This is a genomic window from Lutibacter sp., from assembly GCF_033723435.1.
Taxonomy (GTDB): domain Bacteria; phylum Bacteroidota; class Bacteroidia; order Flavobacteriales; family Flavobacteriaceae; genus Lutibacter.
Genome location: NZ_JAWVXC010000003.1, coordinates 220,649 through 243,642, shown reverse-complemented (window position 1 = coordinate 243,642; position 22,994 = coordinate 220,649). Strand labels below are relative to the sequence as shown.

Here is a 22,994-nt window from a genome sequence, read left to right as displayed (position 1 = left end):
GAAAACGAAATGAATAAAATAATAACGGCATACAACAATGTGTCATACGTAATGGCTGGGAAAGTAGTAAATATCAAGGTTAGTGGCTCGTATCAACACCATCTCGTTTGATAGCGAGTAGCTCCGGAGTCCGCCACTACGCATACACTAAACGCTGTACACAAGCTAAAACCCAACCCAAAAAAGCAAAGAGTGCTATCGCTCATATTGCTTTTTTTGCCCACGCTAAGATTTGATTATAAAAATTGACAAATATCCTCTTGTTTTTATTACATTTGTCATTATTTGTCAAGTCACAAAGAAACAATGAATAAATTCGGAGACCTTATTAGAGCTAAAAGAGAAGAGCAAGAAATGCTTTTACGACACCTTTCGGCAGAACTGGATATAGACACTGCTCAAATGAGCAAAATAGAAAGAGGGGAACGAACGGCTAAACGTGAACACGTACACCAGCTCATTAAAATCTTTAAACTTAACGAAGCGGAAACAATAGCACTTTGGTTAGCAGACCAGGTATATGCTGTAGTAGCGAATGAAGATGAGGCACTAAAGGCATTGATTGTTGCTAAAAAAGAAGTGAAATACCAAAAGAAAGTAACTGAATAATGGCGTACAAAATTTGCCAAAATATTAACGAATGTAGGGATCAACTAAAAATTTTAGTTGATGCTTTTGGTAATGACTATGCCGAGTATAAAAAAGGTGCATATAGTGAAGCTCAAGTAAGAATTGATTTTTTAAACCCATTACTGAAGTGTTTTGGTTGGGATGTCGATAATGTAGCTCGAAAGACACAACTTTACAGAGAAGTTATTCAAGAAGAATCTATTGATGTAGAGGAAGAAGATAAGATTACTAAAAAGAATCCCGATTATACCTTAAAGCAAATGGGACAACGTTCTTTGTTTGTTGAAGCTAAAAAGGTTTCTATAGATATAGTAATAGAAAAAGCACCAGCCTTTCAAACTAGGAGATATGGATGGAGTGCAAATTTGCCTTTTTCGGTTCTTACAAATTTTGAGTATTTAATTTTTTACGATTGCACAGTAAAACCAGAATTAGAAGACCTTTCTTCTCACAACAGATACAAGACATTTTACTACACTGACTTTCTTGACAACTTAGAAGAAATACACTCGCTTCTATCGTATGAAGCTGTAAAGTCAGGTAGCTTAGATAGAATAGATACTGGCGAATTAAAGGGAGAAGAATCTTTCGATAGTCATTTCTTAAATCAAATTGAAAATTGGAGACAAGTACTTGCTGAAAACGTAGTTGAAAATAATGCAGGTTTATCTCAAGATGATATTAACTTCCTTATCCAAAGGATGATTAATAAAATCATATTCTTAAGAATATGTGAAGACAGGGAAATAGAGAAATACGAGACCTTAAAAAATATCACTACCTATGACAAGCTAAAAGAACTTTTTATAGCTTCGGATAACAAGTATAACTCTGGTTTATTCTCATTCATAGAAGATGATTTGGCTCAACAAATAACAATTGATGACCAAATACTCATAGATATTTTCTACGAATTATATTATCCTGTTAGCCCTTATGATTTCTCTGTAATTGACTCAGATATTTTAAGTCAAATATATGAGCAGTACTTAGGGAATAAAATTGAATTAGCAGCAGACTATTCAGTTTCAATAGTACAAGAACCGGAAGTAGTTGCCTCAAATGGTGTAGTACCTACGCCTAAAAGAATTGTAAAGCAAATTGTTAGTGAGACTTTAGACAATCTATATAAAGGGACTAACTTTAATGATTCCTTGGAGTTTAAAATAGCGGATATCTGCTGTGGCTCTGGTACATTTTTACTTTCCGTTTTCGACTACATTCTTCATTATCGTGAAACTTATTATATAGAACAAGAGGAATTAGATCTAGGGCATTTAACCGAATATTCTGAAGGGCAATTTGGCTTATCACTATCTGAGAAGCACACCATACTAACTGATAATATTTTTGGTGTTGATATAAACCCTTATGCAGTAGAAGTAGCTCATTTCAGTTTACTTCTTCGGTTAATTGAAAATGAAAACGCTGTATCTATTCAAAGCTTTTTGGATAGAACAGGACAAAAGGTATTGCCTAATCTTGACGAAAATATCAAGTGTGGAAATTCACTTCTTGATGATACTTATTTTGATTTTGATGAAGATGCAGAGGATAATGACGAATTACTTTTTAAAATAAACCCATTCAACTGGGAAGAAGAATTTCCTTTCTTAGAAGATACTAATGGGTTTAATGCAATAGTTGGGAATCCTCCTTACGTTAGAATTCAAAATTTTGTAAAGTACTCACCAGAAGAAATTCAATATTACAGAAGCAATCAATCCCCTTATACATACACCAAGAAGGATTTATTTGACAAATACTACCTCTTTATAGAAAGGGCTATAAACCTTCTATGTGAAAACGGTAGAGTTGGCTATATAGTTCCTCATAAATTTTTCATTGTAAAGGGAGGAAAGAAATTAAGAGCCTACATCACTGATACCACTTCCTTAGATAGAATTATTCACTTTGGGGTAACTCAACTATTCCCCAACAGAAGTACTTACACAGCAATTGTGGTTTTAGTCAAAAAAGAAAAAGATAAACTTGATTTTAGCCGTATTGACAATCTGGAATCCAAAGATGTTTTTAATACAACTCCTGTTATTCAATACAACAATAGTAGTTTTGACTCAGCTCCTTGGGTATTTGTTTCTGAAAAAGCAGATAAATTATTTCAAAGAATTATATCTACGAGTACAATTCCATTAAAGACTGTTGCTGAAATTCCAGTTGGTTTACAAACAAGTGCAGACCCTATTTATATTTTCACACCAACGAAAGACGATGATACTCACTTTTATTTTGTTAAAGATGAAGTCGAACACAGAGTTGAAAAAGGAATTTGTAAGCCCTCATTGTATGATGTAAGTTATAGCAGTTTTGATACGGTTTCAGCTAATGGGCAAATGATTTTTCCCTATGAAATCAAGGGAGATGATGCTACAGTGATTTCGGAGGCAAATTTTCAAAATGATTACCCAGATTGCTGGGCGTACCTAAATTTGTTTAAAGACAAATTGGAGAAAAGAAGTACAAACGGAAAAAACCCAAAATGGTATCAATATGGAAGAAACCAAAGTCTAACAAAATTCCACAACACTGATAAGATAGTATTCCCTGTTCTAAGTCAAGAACCAAGCTATATTATAGATGAAACTAACTTCCAATTTACTGGTGGTGGAAATGGTCCTTATTATTCGATAACTTCAAATTCTGATTACTCCATATACTATTTAGCTGGATTGTTGACTCACCCAATCATAGAAGCTATGGTCAAATCCCGAGCAAGTGAATTTAGAGGAGAGTACTATTCTCACGGCAAACAGTTTATTGAGAATTTACCAATAAAAGAAATTGACTTTACGGATAATGACCAGAAGAAAGCATATAATACAATTGTAAGAACCGTAAAATCTATAATAAAAGCTAAGCAAAGTTTTAATGCAGAAACAGGGTATATTAAGAAGAGAGTATTACAAAGAAAAATAAACAGATTATACAACAATCTATTTACTCAGATTGATACTTTATATGGTTTCACTCAAGAGGATATAGAATGCATAACAGGTGACAATTTATTTGTCGCACCAATAGAAATCTTAAATGGCAGAGAAAGAACAACATATTGATTTTGACAAGCTGAGAGGCGGATATTATACACCTTCTCCAATTGCTGAGTTCATTTGTTCTTGGGCAATCCAAAACGAGAATGATTTAGTATTAGAACCCAGTTGTGGAGACGGAAACTTTATTCAAGCAGCTATTGAGAGATTCGGTGAGCTTGGTGTAAACGGTGATGATCTATATGGAAGAATAAGAGGTGTTGAACTTATATCTGAAGAAGCAACAAAAGCTGCAAATCGTGCAGCTAATTTTGGTTTAAATAATAATACGATAGTAAATGATGATTTCTTTAGCTTCATTTCAAATCAAGAGAATGCAACGTTTAATTCAATAATTGGAAATCCTCCATTTATAAGGTATCAGAATTTTCCAGCAGAGCATAGAGACATTGCAATTCAAATGATGGAAGACATTGGCTTAAAGCCCAATAAACTAACAAATATTTGGGTTCCATTTTTAGTAATTTGTTCAACTCTCCTTAATGATACTGGTCGTTTAGGAATGGTTATTCCTGCGGAATTGTTTCAAGTTAAGTATGCTGAACAAACAAGAGTATTCCTTTCAAATTTCTTTGAAAGAATTACTATAGTAACATTCAAGAAATTAGTCTTTGACGGAATACAGCAAGAAGTAGTTCTACTATTATGTGAAAAGTCAGTTCCAAATGCTCAAGGAATCAGAGTGCTACAATTAGACGATTTAGATGATCTTAATGATATTGATTTTGATGCAGTAGCAGAAACTGAGGTTGTAGAAATACAACACGATACTGAAAAGTGGACTAAATATTTTTTAAATCCAAGGGAGATAGATTTACTGAGAGAAATAAAGGACAGTAATCGTATCCCTTTGGCTAATGATATTTTAGATGCTGATGTAGGTATTGTAACTGGTCGCAATGAGTTCTTTATGCTAAAGCAATCTCAAGTTGTTGAATGGAAGCTACAAGACGTTACGACAAAAGTAGTAAGCAAGTCAAATCAATTATCAGGCATTATTTTTAATGATGTAGACTTTGATGAAAATGCTCAGAAGGACTTGCCAAACCAACTTTTTCTGCCAGATAATACGGAATTTGAAAATTTAGATAGATATAGTAAGAAGTATATCAAATACGGTGAAGAAAAAGAGTTTCACAAAGGCTATAAATGTCGAATTAGAAAGAGATGGTATATCACACCTTCTTTATGGATTCCTCAAGGTTTTGCCTTGAGACAAGTAAACAGATACCCAAAGCTGGTATTAAATCACGTTGAAGCTTCTTCAACAGACACCATACATAGGGTTCGATTTATATCAGAAGAGTTCAGTCCAGAGAGTATTGTAGTTTGTTTTTTAAACTCATTAACTTTTGCTTTTTCAGAGGTCACTGGACGTAGTTATGGTGGAGGAGTTATGACTTTTGAACCCACTGAAATTGAAGAGTTACTCATTCCAGTTGTTGAAGAACACGGAATTGATTTAAATCTCATAGATGAGTTAATCCGTGAAGATAGAATTGAAGAAGTCTTAGACATTGTAGATAAAGCTGTTCTTATTGATCATTATGGATTTACATTAGAAGAGACTTTAGAATTTAGACAGATTTGGAAAAAGATGTCTGACCGTAGGGTAAACAGAGGAAAGTCTGCCAAATCAAAAAAGAAGTTTGCAGAAGTATAAACAGACTAAAGCTAACGCAAGTACAAGTATATTTAAAGTTTGCTCGTACCTCACAAATATAAAAGAGCTTTCTCGCCAACGCTGAATAGTAATCTGAATGAAAAAAAAACAGCTTATAATCTACGGCAATAACAAATTTTTTAGAGCTAATAAATTATCTTGAACAAAATAATGAAATTAGTATTTTATTAAGTGAACAACTGAAAAATATCAATAAGTTTCAAGAATAGCACAGAAAGAATTACTAAAATATAGAAAACCGTTGGATTTTTTACCTAAAAACACTGGGTTTCACCATTGTAGTGTGGGCCTTGTAAATGGTTTCGCCATTAATCATGATAGACTTGTGTATAAATGTTTTAAGGATGTGAATCCACCAAACAATTCAATAGGTAAGATTAATGCTAGTGGAGATATCGATTATATCGAAGCAGAGTATATAAGATGGAATAATTATAATTATTCCAAAAGTGAATCATGCGAAAATTATATTATCTTGCCTATTTGTTGGGAGGTTGCAACCATCATCGCCTTGGGCTTACCCCCAATGTGCCTTCAACCTGTGATAAAGATGGCACTATAAATTCGATTAGAAATAAAATAAAGGATGTTTATAAACTAAAGAATCTTATAAAACAGTAGACTATTTTTCAATTTTATTAAATAATGCTTAATAAAATTTTGGAAAAACTTCTATGGTATTTCGGTACCAAAAGTAGTTGAACAAAAATATACAAATGCTTCTAAGATCGGTTGGCAATATATTTCCTATACTAAAAAATTGAGTGCAGATCCTAATTTTAAAAATTAAAACAGCATCGTATACATTTTTTTTACAAAAGTCTGTGAAAAAGGTGATTAAAAATATTAGGATACCTAAAAATGCATCATGTCATATCACATTCTATTTATTTAAAATAGCAATAGCCTCTCGAAAAATACGATCAAAGTTTAATTGCAGTTCTTTCTTGGAAAACTGATGTTTCTTTGGAGGTGTTTCTTTCTGAATTTGTTGCAGTTTAAATTGAATTTTTTTGTCTTTCCCATCTGCAAAAGCTACAAATTCTCCTTGCTGTAGTCTAAAAAAAATAGCTGCTCTACGTTTGGAGACCTCCCTTTCCCCTTTGGTAACTCTTGTATCAAAATTTAAATTAAACCCTCTGTTAATACTCGTAGTTTTCATTTTTATAAATTCAAAAAAACGCTCATAATATTTAGCAGTATCCGGATCGTTTACTTTTCCAAAAAACTGATACGATAAATTGCTTAGAATTGCCTTGCTAGCCTTGTCTCCATAGAGCATATCGTTCTGAATTTTATCCTGCATCACATAGATCGTAGCAACATCATAGCTTCTCAATGTTGCAGGAATACGATGCATATTTAGCAGTTTTAGAGTAGGTGCTTCTTCCATTAAAATAAAAGAAGCCTGTTGTTTTCGCACACTCATTTGCTGGATTACGGTATGCATAATCGTAGCAATAATTGGAGAATAAACCGATGCATACTTTGGATTATTAACCAAGGATATAATTGCTTTATTTTCTTTGCTATTAATATTTAGGGGAACCTCATCTTTAGACAACACCATAAATATCTTCTGAGAACTAATTTTTTTAAATGCATTGGCCAAGGTACTTTTTACACCAGCGGTTTGTTTTTCAGATTCAATGCCATTAATGAAGGCACTTGCCATGCTTTTTGAGGTGAGGTCCGTGTTTAAAAAAGCAACCAGTTTTTTAGTATTCAGAAGTTGAAATATAGCAATTAAGTGAGGCAAAGTACAGTATTTTGGATACGAGGTTCTAAGTTTCCAAATAAGTCCGCTTAATAAGCCCTCTACTGCATCTATAAAAAACTTAGAACTACCAGAAGTCTCAGAAAAGTTTTGTTCTAATAAATTCTCCATCAACACCCTTGAAATTTCATTAACACTTTCTTCATTTGGTAAATATTTTGGAGCTATAGGGTTTACGCGATAATAGATTGGATCAAAGGATATGGGATAAAATTTAACATTTCTTTCTTTAAAAAGTGGATAGGCAATTTCTGTAAGTTCAAAATCTTTATAATCGTGCATAATTCCACAAAATTGGTATTTACTAAAATGCTGTAAGAAATTATAAATAACACTTTCCGTTTTTCCACTTCCTGCCGATCCGATTACTGACACACCACGTATTAAATTAGCTATTTGAAATCTACCGCTATTTAATTGGAAACGAACCCTATACTTTTTACGTTCCTTTATAGACGGATTTGTATAAAAAAAAGCATACAAAAACGTGCTTATAAATAATATCGGGGTACAAACCAAAAGGATACTATATACAAACGTCCAACTCATATACCGATGGAACTTGATTTAATAGCAACATCCACTCCACGTTTTAATTTTTGAATTAATTTTAAAGCCAACTGAACTTTATTAGTTGGGATATTTAGTAGCGATGTATTTATTCCTGATTTACCTAATAGTTTGAATGCTACTGCTCTTTCCTTAATAGGTAATCCTAATATACTAGTAAAATAATGGTGTGGATTTTTCACAAACACTTTTCTAGCATTATACGTTTCCACAAAATTTCGTTTATAGTCAAACAACTTATCGAACGTTTTTTCAGAAGCAGAAAAGAAGTTATCCCTATCAAAGCCACGCTTAACTTTTCTCCCGTTAAATACCACTTCGGAGGCTTTGTATTTACTTCCTGGAGACAGGCTGTATTTATTAGATACATCTTTTCTACTAACAATAATATGAATATGGCTTTGCGGTCCTTCTTTCGCCATACCCTGCTTTATCATTTTACCATTCAACTTATACGGAGCTTCCTTTTCAAGTGTTTTAATTTGTGCTTTTTTCATTTTTATATTCCCTGTTAACTCCCCACGTTTTACCTGTTGAATTTCATTTTTAAGCCTTGCAATTTTTTTGTGATAGAAAGCATTTTCTCGTACTGCTTTATCACTGCCTTTATAAGTGCGCTGGTGTTCAATCTTAGCATAATATTTAATATCATCCACGGTAATGGCACGTCCATTTATTTCTCTATTGAAAGCTTTCGTATAATCCTTCATTATTTCTCTGGTGTATCTTTTTAATGATTCAGAATCATTCTGTAAATGTTTTAATTCATACTTACTTGGATTAACGGTAATAGAATAAAACTTAGCTTCTGACTTTTTTAGTTTTGAAGTATTGCTATCTATTTCATTGATAACTTCCTTACTGGATATTTTCCCCTCATATTGATTAAAGAAATACTCTTTGACCTCCACCGATTTATTTTCATTTTCTTTTTCGAGATACGCTACAAAGTCGGTTACACTTTGCATATAGTTTTCTCCAAGTTTCTGTGGCGTTATAGTGATGTACATCTTTTTAATTTTTGTTTTAATTGTTCCAACTCTTCTTTAGATATATCCAACCTTAAATATCCTGTACTAAAATTACTTTTCACATACCTTGCTTTTTCAATAATAAGTACAATCTCTTGTTGTAACTTATTATAATTTTCTTGGTTTTTATAATACCCATCTCTGTAATAATTCAATTCCTCATTCTCCGTAATAAGTTCTGGCGCTTCAAATTTGTATACTTCATCACTCACATTATCCATAGGATTTTCTTGAAATAATGCTTGTATCATAGCATTAGTAGGTTTAATCTCATTCTTTTCGATATCTTTTACAATAGCAATTAGCGCATTAATGCGCTTTTTTAAGCGGTTTTCTAAAGTATTCATATTGGCACCTATTTTTTCATTCGGAGAAATACCATTCACTTCAAAAAAATCAAGAATACTTTTCAATGCTTCAGAATGGGTTTTTGCTATTTTCATAGAGAATTTTCTAAACCTATTGGCAATTTTTATCTTAAATCGAATCGTTGAAAACGTATCTTTTTTCTTCATTTTAAGTGCTTTTTGACGCAAAATTTGGTGATTTTATTAGGGTTGCCGAACGATTTGACTCAAATCGTAGGTTCCTCTAAACACAAGCAAATACATAACTATTTGTATATCAATGTATTACGAATTAAAAAATAAATAACATCGGCTTGCCGTGTTACCCTCTTGCTATTCCTTTTCGTTCGCCAAAGCGAACAAAAATTTCACACAACCTGACCGAGTCAGTTGCTTTTTATTGGAATTAAAATTCCGTGCTAATTACTTTTATTGATTGGTATATTTACCCATAAAAGTCAACTATTTAGAAACAACAATCCTTTAAAATAGGCTGATATCAGCTTTATAAATGTATCGTTTTTATGTTTGAAATGAAAATTAGGCTTGTTTCCAAATGCAATGATTTGTAACCATAAAAAATGATTTTCAAAATTGTTGTGATATAAAACGTCTATTTTTTAATAGGGGTCATTCAATAGTTGTGGTTTTGAATAGACCCTAAAAAAAGACCTTCTTTCAAAGGTCTTTACTGTTATTTATTTAATTTGTTAGTTTAGGAATTAAACCCACTGGTGGGCTAAATATTGAAAACAAACTTGTAGTTGTACAGATTTCGTGTGGCTTCTTCTTCCAGCATTGTATCATAATTTATATAATGCTCTTTAGCATAGCTTCGGATGGAATCACCAAATTGTTGCTCTACATCCTTTTTTGAATCTTGAAGTAATCGCTCTTGGGTTTCTTCGTTCAGATTTGAATAATTTAGGTAAATCATCATTTAAAATTTTAGATTAGATTATAAAAGACCATTGTCAGAAAAACTATAGAAGCTACCATCAGGAGTGATGATTAAATGATCTAACACTTTTACATCAAAAAATGCGGCTGCCTTCTTAATTTTATCCGTAAGCTGTTTATCAGCTTCACTTGGTTTTAACTTACCGCTTGGGTGATTGTGCGCTATAATAATACCTACTGACAGTGATTTTAAAATGATGGCGAATAATATCCGTATGTCAACAACAGTTCCTGTGATGCCTCCCGAGGACAATTGATAAACTCCTTTTGTTTTATTGGAATTATTTAATAATAGTACTTTGAATGCTTCTTGCAATCCAATGGTATTTTTATCCCAATGCTCAAACAATAATTTTCCTGCATCTGTTGAACTTTTGATGGCATTGGATTTTGAAGTCGTAATATTTTCTTTATAACTGATTTTTATCTCATTAACTTTGTTATTACTCATAGTTAAATATTTGTTTTGGAATTCGTGAATCTTCGCTTTCATTGTTTTACTTTTTATGGTTAATACTAATAAATAAAAGAGGGTGTAATTTTCGAAGAGAACACCCTCTTTAATTTGTGTGCTATTCTGCGTTACTTAGCAATAATATTTCATTTGCTATTACTTCAGTTACATAGCGTTTTTCACCTTCTTTGTTTTCATACGACCGAGATGTCAATTTACCTTCAATGGCAATCTCTTTGCCTTTCGTAACGTACTTCTCAATAATTTCAGCTGTTTTTCCCCAAGCTACAATCGTATGCCAGTTGGTCTCTGTTTGCTTTTCTCCATTAGAGTTTTTGTAATTTTCATTGGTAGCTAATGATAGACGGGCTACTTTTTTACCACTTTCAAGGTTTGTAATGGTTGGTTCTTGCCCAACGTTTCCGATTAACTGTACTTTGTTTTTTAGCGTACTCATAATAAAATATTTAAAGATTAATTAAAATACCATCTGAACTATTCAGACAGTTTACTTTTGTATTTTTTTTTGAAGTGATTTACTTAGTATATCTTGAGCGTTTTTCTTTTTTGTTTTTTTTGGTGCTGCTTCCTTTTTGATGTTTTTGTAAGATTTCATAAGATTCATTTTAGATTTACTTCCCATAGCGCCCTCGCTGTTACCTTTTTTTGTTGCTGATACATTTTCAATAATTGGAATTGATAAGGACTTATAAATAGTAAAGCGTAGCGAAATGGTTTATGCAGTCCGTTCAACTTCCAACTATTGGTATTTTGCTGTAAAAAAAGGGAGGGACAGTGAGGGTGCGGATGTAGATCTAAAGGTTTTTGTGAAGTACCAAAACATAGGAAGCAATACCAAATGAATATTGGAATTCCTATCAAGCGGACGCTATTCACGATTTTAGCTCGGTAATGAAGTGTTCCTTTCCAGCATAGCGGGAAGGGTTAACGCAGTGGACAGCTGAAATTGAGGATGGTGTCCAAGACCTTTGTAATGAAGCTCTTTCCCCGAAATGAAGCTTTTTGCGAAATGTAGAGGAATGTGCTGAATGGAATCATAATTCAGTAATTTCAAACAAGTATTTTTTAAGTATAAGAAGAAAAAAATCCAGTTTCATTAGGTACTGGATAAACCTTTGAACGGAATTTACACCATCGCATAAACTTCATCGAATACCATTTTATCCAACTTTTCTTGTTGTGAAAAGGTCTTTTTCAAGGTGTTGTGAAGCATCCAGTTGAAGGCATTGTAGCCGTCCCATAATGTTGGTGTTGCATAGTAATCGTGACCTTCCTCAGCTATCAGATCCAGTAGCTCTCTAGATTTTTTGGATGGACTATCGTTTTTGTCACTACATTCATATCGGAACAGCTTCGTTTTTTCCAGTATTTCTTTCACGAAAGCTTTAGTGTCGATAAGTACTATTTCTTCCATTTCCTTGAATTTTTGAGTGATTTCGTAATATTCATTGTTCAAAAACCGCTCGAACAATCCATTCAATTTCGGCAGTATCAATTCGGTGTTGTTTTTCGTATGTTTTATTGAAAAGTCTATCTGCGCGTTTGAAACGTGAAGACCATTAGTGCATACTTCCCGATAAAACCCAAAATGTCCCGAGGTCTTTTCACTTCCATCATAGGAATTTTTAAAACGAAGCATCGGTAATATCCTATCGTTTTCATTTTTTAAGGTAAACTGGTTTTCATCCTCTATGATAAAGTCAGTAATAAAAGACCTGTCGTCTCTATTGATGGTACGTTTGTGATAGTTCAAGTGGGCATCGATTAATAGCTCTTCGGCCTTTTTGAAGAAGAGTTCATTCGGAATATGTCCGTAACGATTCGATACCACGCTGACAATTTTACCATTGGATATAATGGCATTTTCAAGTCCCTTTCGGGATTCCATTCCAGTAATGCTTGACAATGACTTCACTTCATTAGAAACGAAAATTTCATCTTGTTGTAAATTGTGTAAATACATAACTTTTGATTTTAGATTAAACAATATTTGAGCAGAACCCAAACAGAAGCTAAAATCACAGCTCAAAAGGAAACGGAATAAATAGTGAGTGGGCGAACGGCTTTATGCCGTAGTCTTTTGATGGGTGTATTTTACGAGTTTATCTTTGCGCTTATATTGATTGATTATTTCTTACTATTAAGTACTAAATTTTCAAATAAAAATTATCTAAGAAGAAGAAGAAGAAGAAGAAGAGCCAGCACGAATACTGACCCCCTCTTCTAACAACAAAAGCTAATCGTTCAATTCCTTGATTTCTTTTTCAAGAATTTCAATTCTCTCTTTCAAACGTTCTTCACGTTTGTCTCTTACTTTGACATATTCCTTTTCAATGTCTGCAATCTTGGTTTTATAATAACCTTTCATTGCGTTGTAAAAAGAAATATTAGTCAAATTATTAATGTGGTTACTTTCCCCAAAATGTACTTGTTTTGTGAGCAAGAACCGTATCAACTTATGAAAGATTTCTTTCTAGTTGGGAAATAATAAACTGATTATTTTCATCGTCTGCCCAATACTTTCTAATTTCAGGAATCAGAAGACTATTCGCTTTCTTCGATTTTTCAATTAGGTGTCTCGTCCTGAAATATTATATACAAATCAGCTTCTTGAGCATAACAAGTAAAACGGGTAGTTAAATTAAAATCAAAAACTGCTTTTAAACTGCTTTTATAAAGTGTATTTAGTTAGTTTTCAATTTTTATAGTTGCAAATAATGACTTCAATTCTTGCCAATTTGCTTTGTAATTATTTTTATAACGGATATTAATGTCCGTTATAAAAAATAGCTTATATTTGCCAAAAATTTAGAAATTTTATGTTTTCAAATTCATGCGAATACGGACTTAGAGCTATTATCTTTATTGCTCAACAAACTACACAAAATAATAAGGTAAGTCTATCAACTATTTCAGCTGAAATCAATTCTCCAGAGGCGTTCACTGCCAAAATTTTACAAAAACTTACACGGAATAATATCGTAAAATCAATTAAAGGACCCTACGGTGGTTTTAAAATTGAAGAAGATAAGTTAGATGTCATAACGTTAAGTGAGGTGGTTAATATTTTTGACGGAGATACTATATACACAAGATGTGGTTTGGGTTTATCCCAATGTAACGGAGATTCACCCTGTCCTTTGCATCACAAATTTATAGAAATAAGAGATAAACTCAAATATATGCTTGAGAACTCAACATTATCGGGGTTGTTAAATGATTTGGATTCCGATTTATTAAGATTAAAGAGATAAATATTATATAAAATAAAAATTAAGTTAAGATGAGAAAAATTTGGATTGTATTTACTAGTGTCGTTGTATTGTCATTTATTGTACTCGTATGGGTTGGTACTGAAGTTTATCAGACACAACCACCAATCCCTGAAAAGGTCATTATACAAGAAACAGGAGAAGTACTTTTTACTAAAGAAGATATTCAAATAGGGCAAAATGTTTGGGAGTCTATAGGTGGAATGGAAGTAGGATCTATCTGGGGACATGGAAGTTATGTGGCACCAGACTGGACAGCAGACTGGATACATAGGGAAGCTGTATTTATGCTTAATGCTTGGTCGCAAAGAGATTTTAAAACCAGCTATGAAACGCTAGATGTTGAGAAAAAGGCTGCTTTGAAAGCTCGGTTAATTAAAGATATAAAAACCAATACTTATAATAAATCAGATGGAACAATTACGATTTCTGAAAATAGATTGGCTGCCACTGAAAGTAATATAAAGCATTATACCACTATTTTTTCTGAAGGAAAAGCAGAATACGCCATACCAAAAGGAGCTTTAGTTGATAAGTATAAATTAGAAAAACTAAATGCATTTTTGTTTTGGACTTCTTGGGCAGCAAGTACCAATAGACCAAATAAAGAATACACCTACACGTCAAATTGGCCTCATGAACCCTTAATTGATAACAACATCACAAAAAATTCTCTTATTTGGTCGGGGTTGTCTATTGTCCTTTTATTGCTTTTTATAGGAATACTTACTTTTTATTATTTGAGAAACCATGAAAAGGGAGAATTATTAACAAAACCCGATAGTGATCCTTTAGAAAACTTGAAATTTACTCGGTCACAAAGAGCAGTTCTTAAATATTTTATTGTTATCTCCTTACTTATTGGTTTACAAGTTGTTTTAGGAATTTTAACCGTACATTATACTGTAGAAGGTCAGGCATTTTTCGGATTTGAATTATCTAGATTTTTACCCTATTCCATCACAAGAACTTGGCATACACAACTGGCCGTATTTTGGATTGCAGCTACTTGGCTGGCAACAGGTTTATTTTTAGCACCAATGATTTCTGGAAAAGAAATGAAATATCAAGTTTTTGGTATTAATTTTCTATTCGTAGCACTTATTGTTATTGTATTTGGATCTATGTTAGGAGAATGGTTAGGTGTGCATCAGTTTTTTAGTTTAACTATCAATTTCTTCTTTGGGCATCAAGGATATGAGTATATGGACTTGGGGCGTTTCTGGCAAATATTTTTAGGAATAGGCTTAGTTCTTTGGGTTGTAATGGTGAGCAGACATGTTATTTATGGTATTCGTAAAAACGATTCTTCCAAACATCTGTTAATTATATTATTGATATCTGTAATAGCTATTGGGATGTTCTTCTTCTCAGGATTAATGTATGGAGAGAACAGTAGCTTACCAGTTATTAATTATTGGAGATGGTGGCTGGTTCATTTATGGGTTGAAGGTTTCTTTGAAGTATTTGCTACAGTAGTAATTGCTTTTATTTTCTCTAGATTGAAAATAATATCTGCAAGCACTGCAGGTAGAGTATCAATTGCTTCAGCTTCTATATTTTTAGCAGGAGGAATTATTGGTACATTACATCATTTATATTATTCTGGAACACCAGTACAAGCAATTGCTTTAGGAGCTACATTTAGTGCTTTAGAGGTTGTACCTCTAACTCTTATGGGATTTGAAATAAGAGAAAATTGGAATCTTCTAAAAAGTAAACAATGGATGCAAAAATACAAATGGCCGATCTTTTTCTTTATTGCTGTTGCATTTTGGAATTTTATTGGAGCTGGAGTTTTTGGATTCTTAATTAATCCTCCAATTGCTTTGTATTATATACAAGGATTGAATACCACAGCCGTTCATGCACATTCGGCATTGTTTGGTGTATATGGAATGTTAGGAATGGGATTTATATTAATTAGTTTGAGATTTTATTCCGATAGAAATTGGGAGAGTAAAAAGTTAAAAAGAGCTTTTTGGCTTTTAAATATTGGATTAATCGCAATGGTTCTCTTAAGTTTATTACCGGTAGGTATTATTCAAGCATATACTTCAATTACTAAAGGTTATTCTTTTGCCAGAGATTCCGAGCTATTGTATTCTCCAACAATACAAACCTTAAAGTGGTTACGTATGATAGGTGATATTATATTTTCTTTGGGGATATTTTATTTCTGTTGGTTTACTATAAATGAAACTATTTATAATTATAAAAGGAAGCTATAAATTTAATAATAGAACAAATACTCTCTCGAGTATTTGTTCTATTTTAAATGTAAAGTATGAAAGAAATACAGAATAGAGAAGATATTTTTTTATTGGTATCGACTTTCTACTCGAAAATTAAAAAGGACAGTTTATTGGGGCCCATTTTTGATTTACATATTTCGGAGGATCAATGGCCTAATCATTTAGAAAAATTAACTGATTTTTGGGTTACCAATCTTTTGGGAATTTCGTGTTTTAAAGGAAACCCAATACAAGCTCACAAAACTGTAGATAAAAATTTAAATTATACCATTGAACAAAAACATTTTGGACAATGGCTTCAACTTTGGTTCTCCACCATAGATTCATTATTTAAGGGAGAATTAGCGAATAAAGCTAAAAAATCTGCAAGGAGAATGTCTACTGGATTATTTTTGGCAATGTACAATAATAGGCTATAAAATAAGGATAAACAATAAAACTATTTGACAATGTTGATGGTATAAAGTAACCTAAAACCCCCCTTCTCTTTTTCAATCCTGATTATTAATAGAATAAAAATTAAAAGTTTATTAGATAATTTTTGTGATTAAAAATATAAAGGACAAAATTGTCCACTATAAAATTATTGTATATCTTTGCATTATAAATAATATTATAACAAAATTAAAAATTATGGAGATATTAGATGTAACACTGCTTGAACCAAAATTTAAACATTCAACTATATTCAAACAATTTGATGGTTTGTTGGGAGGAGAATCATTTATAATCCATAATGATCACGACCCAAAACCGCTATATTACCAGATGATTGCAGAAAGAGGAAAAACGTTTGATTGGGAATACATTTTAGAAGGCCCAGATTTTTGGGAAGTAAAAATCAGCAAATTAAATACTGAGGAGAAGTCGACCACTATAGGAGAATTGGTTGCTAAGGACTACAGGAAAGCAGAAGTATTTGGCAAATTTGGATTGGATTTTAGTTGTGGCGGGAAAAAATCTCTTAGAGCGGCATGTAACGAGAAAGGTATTGATGAAAAAGAAGTCGCAACCGCTCTTGCCGAAATTGAAAGGCAACCAAAAAGTATGCTTCTTGATTTTAATTCCTTGGAGTTAGACTTTTTAGTGGATTATATTGTAAATGTACATCACAAATATGTAAAAGAAAATGTTATTATGCTTTATGAATACAGTGATAAAGTAGCCAACAGGCACGGTATTAACCATCCGGAAGTAATTAGAATTGGTCAATTATATAAAGAAATTGCTATATTTTTTAAGGCACATATGCAAAAAGAAGAAACTACTCTTTTCCCTTATATTAAAAAATTAGCTATTGCGAAAAGAGATGAGAGCAAAGAAACGCCTCCGTTTAAAAATATTGGAAGTACATTAAAAATTCATCTTGGTGAACATGAGCTGATAGGAAAATACATGTACGAAATACGTGAAATAAGCAATGAATTTACTCCTCCGGAAGATGCCTGTTCTTCCTATAAAGTTCTATTCAGTAAATTGGATGAGTTTGACAGAGATTTTCATAAGCATGTTCATTTAGAAAATAACATCCTTTTTCCTAGAGTAATCCAACTGGAAAAAGAATTATTAAAGTAGTGTGGGTATTGTCTATTTAATTTCGGTATTTATCCATGTAATTTGTGCAGCATTTTGGATAGGCGGAATGCTCTTTATACCACTTATATTGGTGCCGGGTATTAAAAAACAGCCCAATCGTATATTACTGCTTTATAAAACCGGAATTAAATTTCGATTTTATGGTTGGATTTCAATTATAATATTATTTATTACCGGATTCTTAAATATGTATTTTAGAGGTTTGCCTTTTACGTTGGAGTTTTTAACCAACAGTAATTATGGAAAATTATTGAGTATAAAATTAGGTCTATTTGTAATAATGTTATTCATAGCCGGAATTCATGATTTTTACTACGGTATTAGATCCATAGATGAAATGAAGCAAACAAAGAATAATAAATTTAAACGAATGGCACGATGGACAGGGATGCTTAATTTGTTATTGGCCTTAACAATCGCTTTCTTAGGCATCGCAATATCAAGAGGCGGATTTTAAAAAACGACCCAAAAATGAAAATTAACAAACAAACTAAAATATCTACTCTAATTAAAGAGAACCAAGAAACTATCGAAGCAATTGCCTCCATTAGCTCGCATTTTAATAAATTAAGAAATCCATTGCTTCGCAAAATTTTAGCTTCAAGAGTAACCATTGAAGATGCCGCTCGAATAGGAAAATGTGACGTAAATATTTTATTTAAAAAACTTGCAGACATTGGCTTTGAAATTGAAACCAGTCCGATGTTAAAAGAGGAGAAAAATGAGATATTGCAAAATTCTGCAATTTTAGAGGCCATTAACTCATCAAAATTTAGCACTTTGGATGTAAGGCCTGCCTTGGCAAAAGGTGAAGATCCTTTTAAAAATATTATGGAAGCTTTAAAAACACTGAAAGAAGGCTATGCATTAGAAGTCATAAATACTTTTGAACCTACACCGCTCATTAAAATAGTGAATTCCAAAGGATATTTGAGCATGGTGGAAACAAAAAAAGATACCGTTTTTACGTATTTCCTTAAAGTGGCTGAGATTGAAAAAATACAACCAGCTGAAACTTCTACATTTAAAATTTCAAACGATGCATTTGAAGAAAAAAAAGCCAATTGCAAAAAAGAAATTCACGAAATTGATGTTCGTAATTTAGAAATGCCATTGCCTATGCTAACGATTTTACAGGAATTGGAAAGTCTTAAAGAAAATGAAGTCTTGTATGTACATCATAAAAAAATTCCACAATATTTATTGCCAGAATTGGAAGAAAGGAAGTTTAAAACGTGGATTACGGAAATCAACAGTGAAAATGTCAAACTTTTAATTCATAAATAAATGAATCAGATCGCAAGCCAAAATGCGCCTTCTCCAAAAGTAGTTGTGCCTCATTTTGTGTTCGGAAGCCTGACTTGGCTTGTAGTATCACTGCTTATTCTATTTAATCCGACGGCTTTTACGCAACATTTTTTTAATCCGTTATTGCTTTCCATAACGCACTTACTTGCTTTAGGGTGGATGACCATGGTTATTTTTGGAGCATTATATCAATTAATTCCTGTTATTATGGAAGTGAAATTATATAGTGAGCGATTTGCCTTATTTTCTTTTGTTTTGCTTGGGTTCGGCTCTGTTTTATTAGCCTATTCATTTTGGCAATTTTCTTTTCATTCTATATTATTTGTAGGAGCCACATTTGTTGTAGTTGCGGTTGTGTTTTTTGTTACAAATGTTTTAATCACAGCGTATTCATCAAAGAAAAAAAATATAGAAAGAATTTTTATTATTACTGCGTCAATTTGGTTGTTGTTCACTGTTTTAGCGGGACTTACCCTCGCCATTAATTTTGCTTTTCCTTTTATGAAAACTTCAAATCTAGAGTTGTTAAAACTCCATGCACATGCGGGCATTGTTGGTTGGTTTATTCAGCTGATTATAGGAGTTAGCAGCAAGTTGTTGCCAATGTTTATGGTTTCGCATAACCTGAAAACAAAAAAGTTAACTTATGCCTACTTTTTAATAAATATTGGTTTAATTTTCGGAATTATTTCGTTATTTATACAATGGAAGTCTGGTGTAATTATAAGCGTAATTATGGTTGTATTGGGTATTTTTAGTTATCTGTCATTTATTTTTAAAGCTTATAAAAAACGAGTAAAGAAGCGACTTGATATCGGCATGAAACAATCTGCGCTCTCTTTTGTCGTGCTGGTTATTCCATTATTCCTTATTTTATCGCTTGTGTTTAATTTTGAATTAATCAACAACCTTACATTACCCCTATCTGTAGCCTATGGAAGCACCATTTTTATTGGTTTTATTTCTTCTTTAATCATGGGACAAACTTATAAAACTTTGCCTTTTATCATATGGCTAAAAGTATATAGGGGACGGATTGGAAAAGTAAAACTCCCATTACCAAAAGATCTCTTTGCCGAGAAAGTAGCTGTTGCACAGCTCTGGCTTTTCGCAATAGGATTTTTATTGCTTTTAACAGGAATATCATCCACAACAAATTGCTTGGTGAGCACTGGCGGAACCGTGTTGTTTTTGTCGGTTGCCCTCTACAATTACAATGTTTTAAAAATTATATTTCATAAACCCAAAAAAACATAATAGCATTATGAATACAACAAACGAAAAGTTAATAGAATTACTGAAAGAAGTCATCGATCCTGAATTAATGGTTAATATTGTGGATTTAGGTTTGGTTTATGGGGTAACTATCAATGAATCTACACATGAAATTGATGTTGATTTAACACTTACTTCCCCTGGGTGCCCAATGGGAGACATGATTACTGAAGATGCCAAACAATTAATTAATGCAAACTATCCTACCTATGAAACCGAGATTCATCTTGTTTGGGATCCCGTATGGTCGATAGAAAAACTTACCGAGAAAGGAAAAGAGGAACTGGGTTATTTTTAAAGATAAAATAATGATCTCTTTCCCCCTAAGTTAATAAACTCCTCACTTCCAATTTCAACGCCATCAAATCGTTTTGGCCGTTATAACCGCGTAGTAAAAATTATACGAAGCCGGTAGAATAATAATACTTTCGACTTATTAAGGCAAGTTAAACATCACTCAAATTCTTCGATTAATATTAAAAAATTATGAAGATTTTCACTCTTGTTGGGCATAAAACAATTACCTTTGTTTAGAATGATTCTAAATAAAATATTATTAAATTATACCTAAATGATAATCAGAAAGCTAAACTATATTTTTTTTCTTATATACATTTTAACCTCTCTTAACCCTAATAAAGTCTCGGCAAAAAATAACAATAAGGAAGAAATACAAACAATCATCCAATTGCTGGATCATATTTCCAAGGATTATCCCTTGGTGATAAAAGATGGGCTTGTATTAAATAAAAGTGAATATGTGGAAATGCAAGAATTCAGCAAAATAATATACACCTTAACAGATAAAATAACCTTTTCCACCAAAGAAAAAACACTCCTATTATCCCATATATTGAACTTACAAAAGCTAATACAAAACAAAGAATCGTTTTTAAAAATAGACTCCGTCATAAAACTTCTAAAAAAGGAAATCTTAAAAAATCGAGGGAATAAAACTACAACTACCGTTGGGACGAATACTAATGGTGGGCAGAAGTTCTCTACTCAAATAGAAAGTTCATCCGATAATTCCTTAAAAATAGCAAATCACTATTTAATTAACTCATTAAAAAACTATAAAGAAGGTAACAATGAAATTGCCCGAGAGGATGCCCTAGCAGCGTATCTAGAAGGTATTGAACCACTAGAAGCAAAATTAAAAACTTATGCCCCAGTTATTGCTTCAAAACTTGAACAACAAATGTTGCAGGTGCGTCTTGCAATAGAACAAAACAAAAATACTTTTGAAGTAGAAAAGGAGGTTAACAATGCGCTCTCTCTACTTGTTGAAGTCGAGCAAGTCATGGAAAATAATAGCTTAAGCTATTGGCTAACCTTTGTATTAGCGGCATCTATTTTGTTACGGGAAGGCTTAGAAGCCTTTTTACTAATTGTTTTAATACTTGCACTTATTCGTACAGCACAAGTAAAGAAAGCCAAAAGATGGATTCATGGTGGATGGATTACGGCTGTTGCTATGGGGATTGCCGGATGGTTTTTTGCAGGTTGGATAATAAGCATCAGCGGGCAAAACCGAGAAAACATGGAGGGATTCATTACTTTGATTGCAGTAATAATACTTACTTTTGTAGGATTTTGGTTGCATAATAATTCCCATGTAGAGAAATGGAAAACTTTTGTAGAAGACAAAATTGGAAAGCAACTTCAGAAAGAAAAAATGTATGGATTGGCATTTTTCTCATTTATGATTGTTTTTAGGGAAGCTTTTGAATCAATTCTCTTTTTGCAAGCCATAAATCTCGAAACAATTTCTAAAAATAAGTCCGCCATAGGATTTGGGGTACTCGCCGCTTTCGGTATAATTGCATTATTAGGGTCCCTGTTCCTAAAATACTCGAAAAAAATTCCGGTACGACAATTATTTCTTTATTCCTCATGGGGAATTTCATTATTGGCAATAATCCTTCTGGGAAAGGGGATTCATTCTTTCCAAGAATCCGGTTGGATACCCATCACAAAATTTCCAATTTTTGTACACGTAGATTGGTTAGGCATATATTCTACAATTGAAACGATTGTTTCACAGATGATATTAATTGGTGTCGTGTTCATATTGAATTATTTGAGTAGACATAAGCGCACAATTCATTCAAATTACAATCTTTAATATACAAATTACTAAAACCATTATTACTTAGCCTAAATTTATTGGACATATATGTCCACTATTAAATAACATTACCTATCTTTGTCAGTAATAAAAAGGATATATGTTTTCAAAAGCTTGTGAATACGGAATAAGAGCAGTCATATATATTGCCAAAAAATCACTAACGGATCAAAAGGTAAGTTTAAAAGAAGTGGCTAAGGCAATTAATTCACCCGAAGCTTACACCTCAAAAATATTACAGAAACTTGCGAAAAAAAGCATCATTAATTCAGATAAAGGGCCAACAGGAGGTTTTTCAATGGACAAGCACGAACTTGACAAAGTCAAATTAAGCACCATTGTATTTATCCTTGATGGCGACAATATTTATAATGGTTGTGGTTTGGGTTTAGAAAAATGCAATGAACAAATGCCTTGTCCAGTGCACAATCAATTTAAAACCGTTAGAGAAGATCTTAAAATTATGCTCGAAACAACAACAATTATTTCCTTAACAATGGGGCTTAAAGACGGATTAACATTTCTGAAAAGATAAAAAAAAAAAAATTGAATTAATACTGGATATTTTTATCCAATACTTTACTTACACTAATTAAATAATTATAAATTCAC

General features: G+C 32.4%; 20 protein-coding genes. 13 read left to right on the top strand and 7 right to left on the bottom strand.

The annotated features are described in order from the left end of the window. Positions 1-306 precede the first annotated feature (306 nt). The 3 genes from R3342_RS06945 to R3342_RS06935 are packed head-to-tail and all read left to right on the top strand — an operon-like array spanning position 307 to position 5,364. A complete protein-coding gene (locus tag R3342_RS06945; protein ID WP_318939262.1) occupies positions 307-609 on the top strand; it encodes a helix-turn-helix transcriptional regulator in 303 nt (100 codons plus the stop codon). Next, complete coding sequence (locus R3342_RS06940) at positions 609-3,707, top strand: Eco57I restriction-modification methylase domain-containing protein (protein ID WP_318939261.1); 3,099 nt, start codon at positions 609-611, stop codon at positions 3,705-3,707. Before R3342_RS06945 ends, R3342_RS06940 begins: the two co-directional genes overlap by 1 nt. Further along, complete coding sequence (locus R3342_RS06935; protein WP_318939259.1) at positions 3,682-5,364, top strand: class I SAM-dependent methyltransferase; 1,683 nt, start codon at positions 3,682-3,684, stop codon at positions 5,362-5,364. Before R3342_RS06940 ends, R3342_RS06935 begins: the two co-directional genes overlap by 26 nt. A gap of 904 nt (positions 5,365-6,268) precedes the next feature. On the opposite strand, the gene R3342_RS06930 is transcribed toward R3342_RS06935, so the two are convergent. The 7 genes from R3342_RS06930 to R3342_RS06900 form a co-directional block, all read right to left on the bottom strand. Then, positions 6,269-7,711 carry a type IV secretory system conjugative DNA transfer family protein gene (locus R3342_RS06930; RefSeq protein WP_318939258.1) on the bottom strand — a complete coding sequence of 481 codons (1,443 nt, stop codon included), beginning with the start codon at positions 7,709-7,711 and terminating at the stop codon, positions 6,269-6,271. Beyond that, positions 7,708-8,742 carry a MobB family relaxase gene (gene mobB, locus R3342_RS06925; protein ID WP_318939256.1) on the bottom strand — a complete coding sequence of 345 codons (1,035 nt, stop codon included), beginning with the start codon at positions 8,740-8,742 and terminating at the stop codon, positions 7,708-7,710. Before mobB ends, R3342_RS06930 begins: the two co-directional genes overlap by 4 nt. Then, positions 8,727-9,278 (bottom strand): BfmA/BtgA family mobilization protein, encoded by a 552-nt coding sequence (locus tag R3342_RS06920; protein ID WP_318939255.1) that lies wholly within the window; start codon positions 9,276-9,278, stop codon positions 8,727-8,729. The genes mobB and R3342_RS06920 overlap by 16 nt, the downstream gene beginning before the upstream one ends. Before the next feature lie 571 nt (positions 9,279-9,849). Beyond that, the gene (locus tag R3342_RS06915) at positions 9,850-10,047 is read right to left on the bottom strand and encodes a hypothetical protein (RefSeq protein ID WP_318939357.1); all 198 of its coding nucleotides are present in this window, start codon (positions 10,045-10,047) and stop codon (positions 9,850-9,852) included. A 21-nt stretch (positions 10,048-10,068) separates the two neighbouring features. After that, entirely contained in the window at positions 10,069-10,563 is a 495-nt protein-coding gene (locus R3342_RS06910) for a JAB domain-containing protein (protein ID WP_318939254.1), read from the bottom strand. A 79-nt stretch (positions 10,564-10,642) separates the two neighbouring features. After that, positions 10,643-10,981 carry a single-stranded DNA-binding protein gene (locus tag R3342_RS06905; RefSeq protein ID WP_318939252.1) on the bottom strand — a complete coding sequence of 113 codons (339 nt, stop codon included), beginning with the start codon at positions 10,979-10,981 and terminating at the stop codon, positions 10,643-10,645. A 690-nt stretch (positions 10,982-11,671) separates the two neighbouring features. Continuing rightward, complete coding sequence (locus tag R3342_RS06900) at positions 11,672-12,508, bottom strand: DUF932 domain-containing protein (protein ID WP_318939251.1); 837 nt, start codon at positions 12,506-12,508, stop codon at positions 11,672-11,674. Positions 12,509-13,364: 856 nt separating this feature from the next. Here R3342_RS06900 and R3342_RS06895 point away from each other — a divergent pair. The 10 genes from R3342_RS06895 (at position 13,365) to R3342_RS06850 (ending at position 22,917) form a co-directional block, all read left to right on the top strand. After that, on the top strand, positions 13,365-13,799 hold the full coding sequence (locus R3342_RS06895; protein ID WP_318939250.1) for an Rrf2 family transcriptional regulator: 435 nt from the start codon (positions 13,365-13,367) through the stop codon (positions 13,797-13,799). A gap of 29 nt (positions 13,800-13,828) precedes the next feature. Further along, the gene (locus R3342_RS06890; RefSeq protein WP_318939248.1) at positions 13,829-16,048 is read left to right on the top strand and encodes a nitric-oxide reductase large subunit; all 2,220 of its coding nucleotides are present in this window, start codon (positions 13,829-13,831) and stop codon (positions 16,046-16,048) included. A 56-nt stretch (positions 16,049-16,104) separates the two neighbouring features. Next, the gene (locus tag R3342_RS06885) at positions 16,105-16,491 is read left to right on the top strand and encodes a group III truncated hemoglobin (RefSeq protein ID WP_318939246.1); all 387 of its coding nucleotides are present in this window, start codon (positions 16,105-16,107) and stop codon (positions 16,489-16,491) included. 214 nt (positions 16,492-16,705) lie between these two features. Then, positions 16,706-17,647: an iron-sulfur cluster repair di-iron protein gene (gene ric / locus R3342_RS06880; protein ID WP_318939245.1), complete on the top strand. Its 942-nt coding sequence runs from the start codon at positions 16,706-16,708 to the stop codon at positions 17,645-17,647. A gap of 67 nt (positions 17,648-17,714) precedes the next feature. Then, positions 17,715-18,125, top strand: coding sequence for a CopD family protein (locus R3342_RS06875; protein ID WP_318939356.1), 411 nt, complete (start codon positions 17,715-17,717; stop codon positions 18,123-18,125). A gap of 14 nt (positions 18,126-18,139) precedes the next feature. Further along, positions 18,140-18,955: a DUF2249 domain-containing protein gene (locus R3342_RS06870; RefSeq protein WP_318939243.1), complete on the top strand. Its 816-nt coding sequence runs from the start codon at positions 18,140-18,142 to the stop codon at positions 18,953-18,955. Further along, positions 18,956-20,233 carry a hypothetical protein gene (locus R3342_RS06865; RefSeq protein WP_318939242.1) on the top strand — a complete coding sequence of 426 codons (1,278 nt, stop codon included), beginning with the start codon at positions 18,956-18,958 and terminating at the stop codon, positions 20,231-20,233. It abuts the gene before it with no gap. Between the two features lie 7 nt (positions 20,234-20,240). Next, the gene (locus R3342_RS06860; protein WP_318939240.1) at positions 20,241-20,549 is read left to right on the top strand and encodes a metal-sulfur cluster assembly factor; all 309 of its coding nucleotides are present in this window, start codon (positions 20,241-20,243) and stop codon (positions 20,547-20,549) included. A gap of 273 nt (positions 20,550-20,822) precedes the next feature. Continuing rightward, entirely contained in the window at positions 20,823-22,379 is a 1,557-nt protein-coding gene (locus R3342_RS06855; RefSeq protein ID WP_318939238.1) for an FTR1 family iron permease, read from the top strand. Between the two features lie 103 nt (positions 22,380-22,482). Beyond that, positions 22,483-22,917: an Rrf2 family transcriptional regulator gene (locus R3342_RS06850; protein WP_318939236.1), complete on the top strand. Its 435-nt coding sequence runs from the start codon at positions 22,483-22,485 to the stop codon at positions 22,915-22,917. Positions 22,918-22,994: the final 77 nt, after the last annotated feature.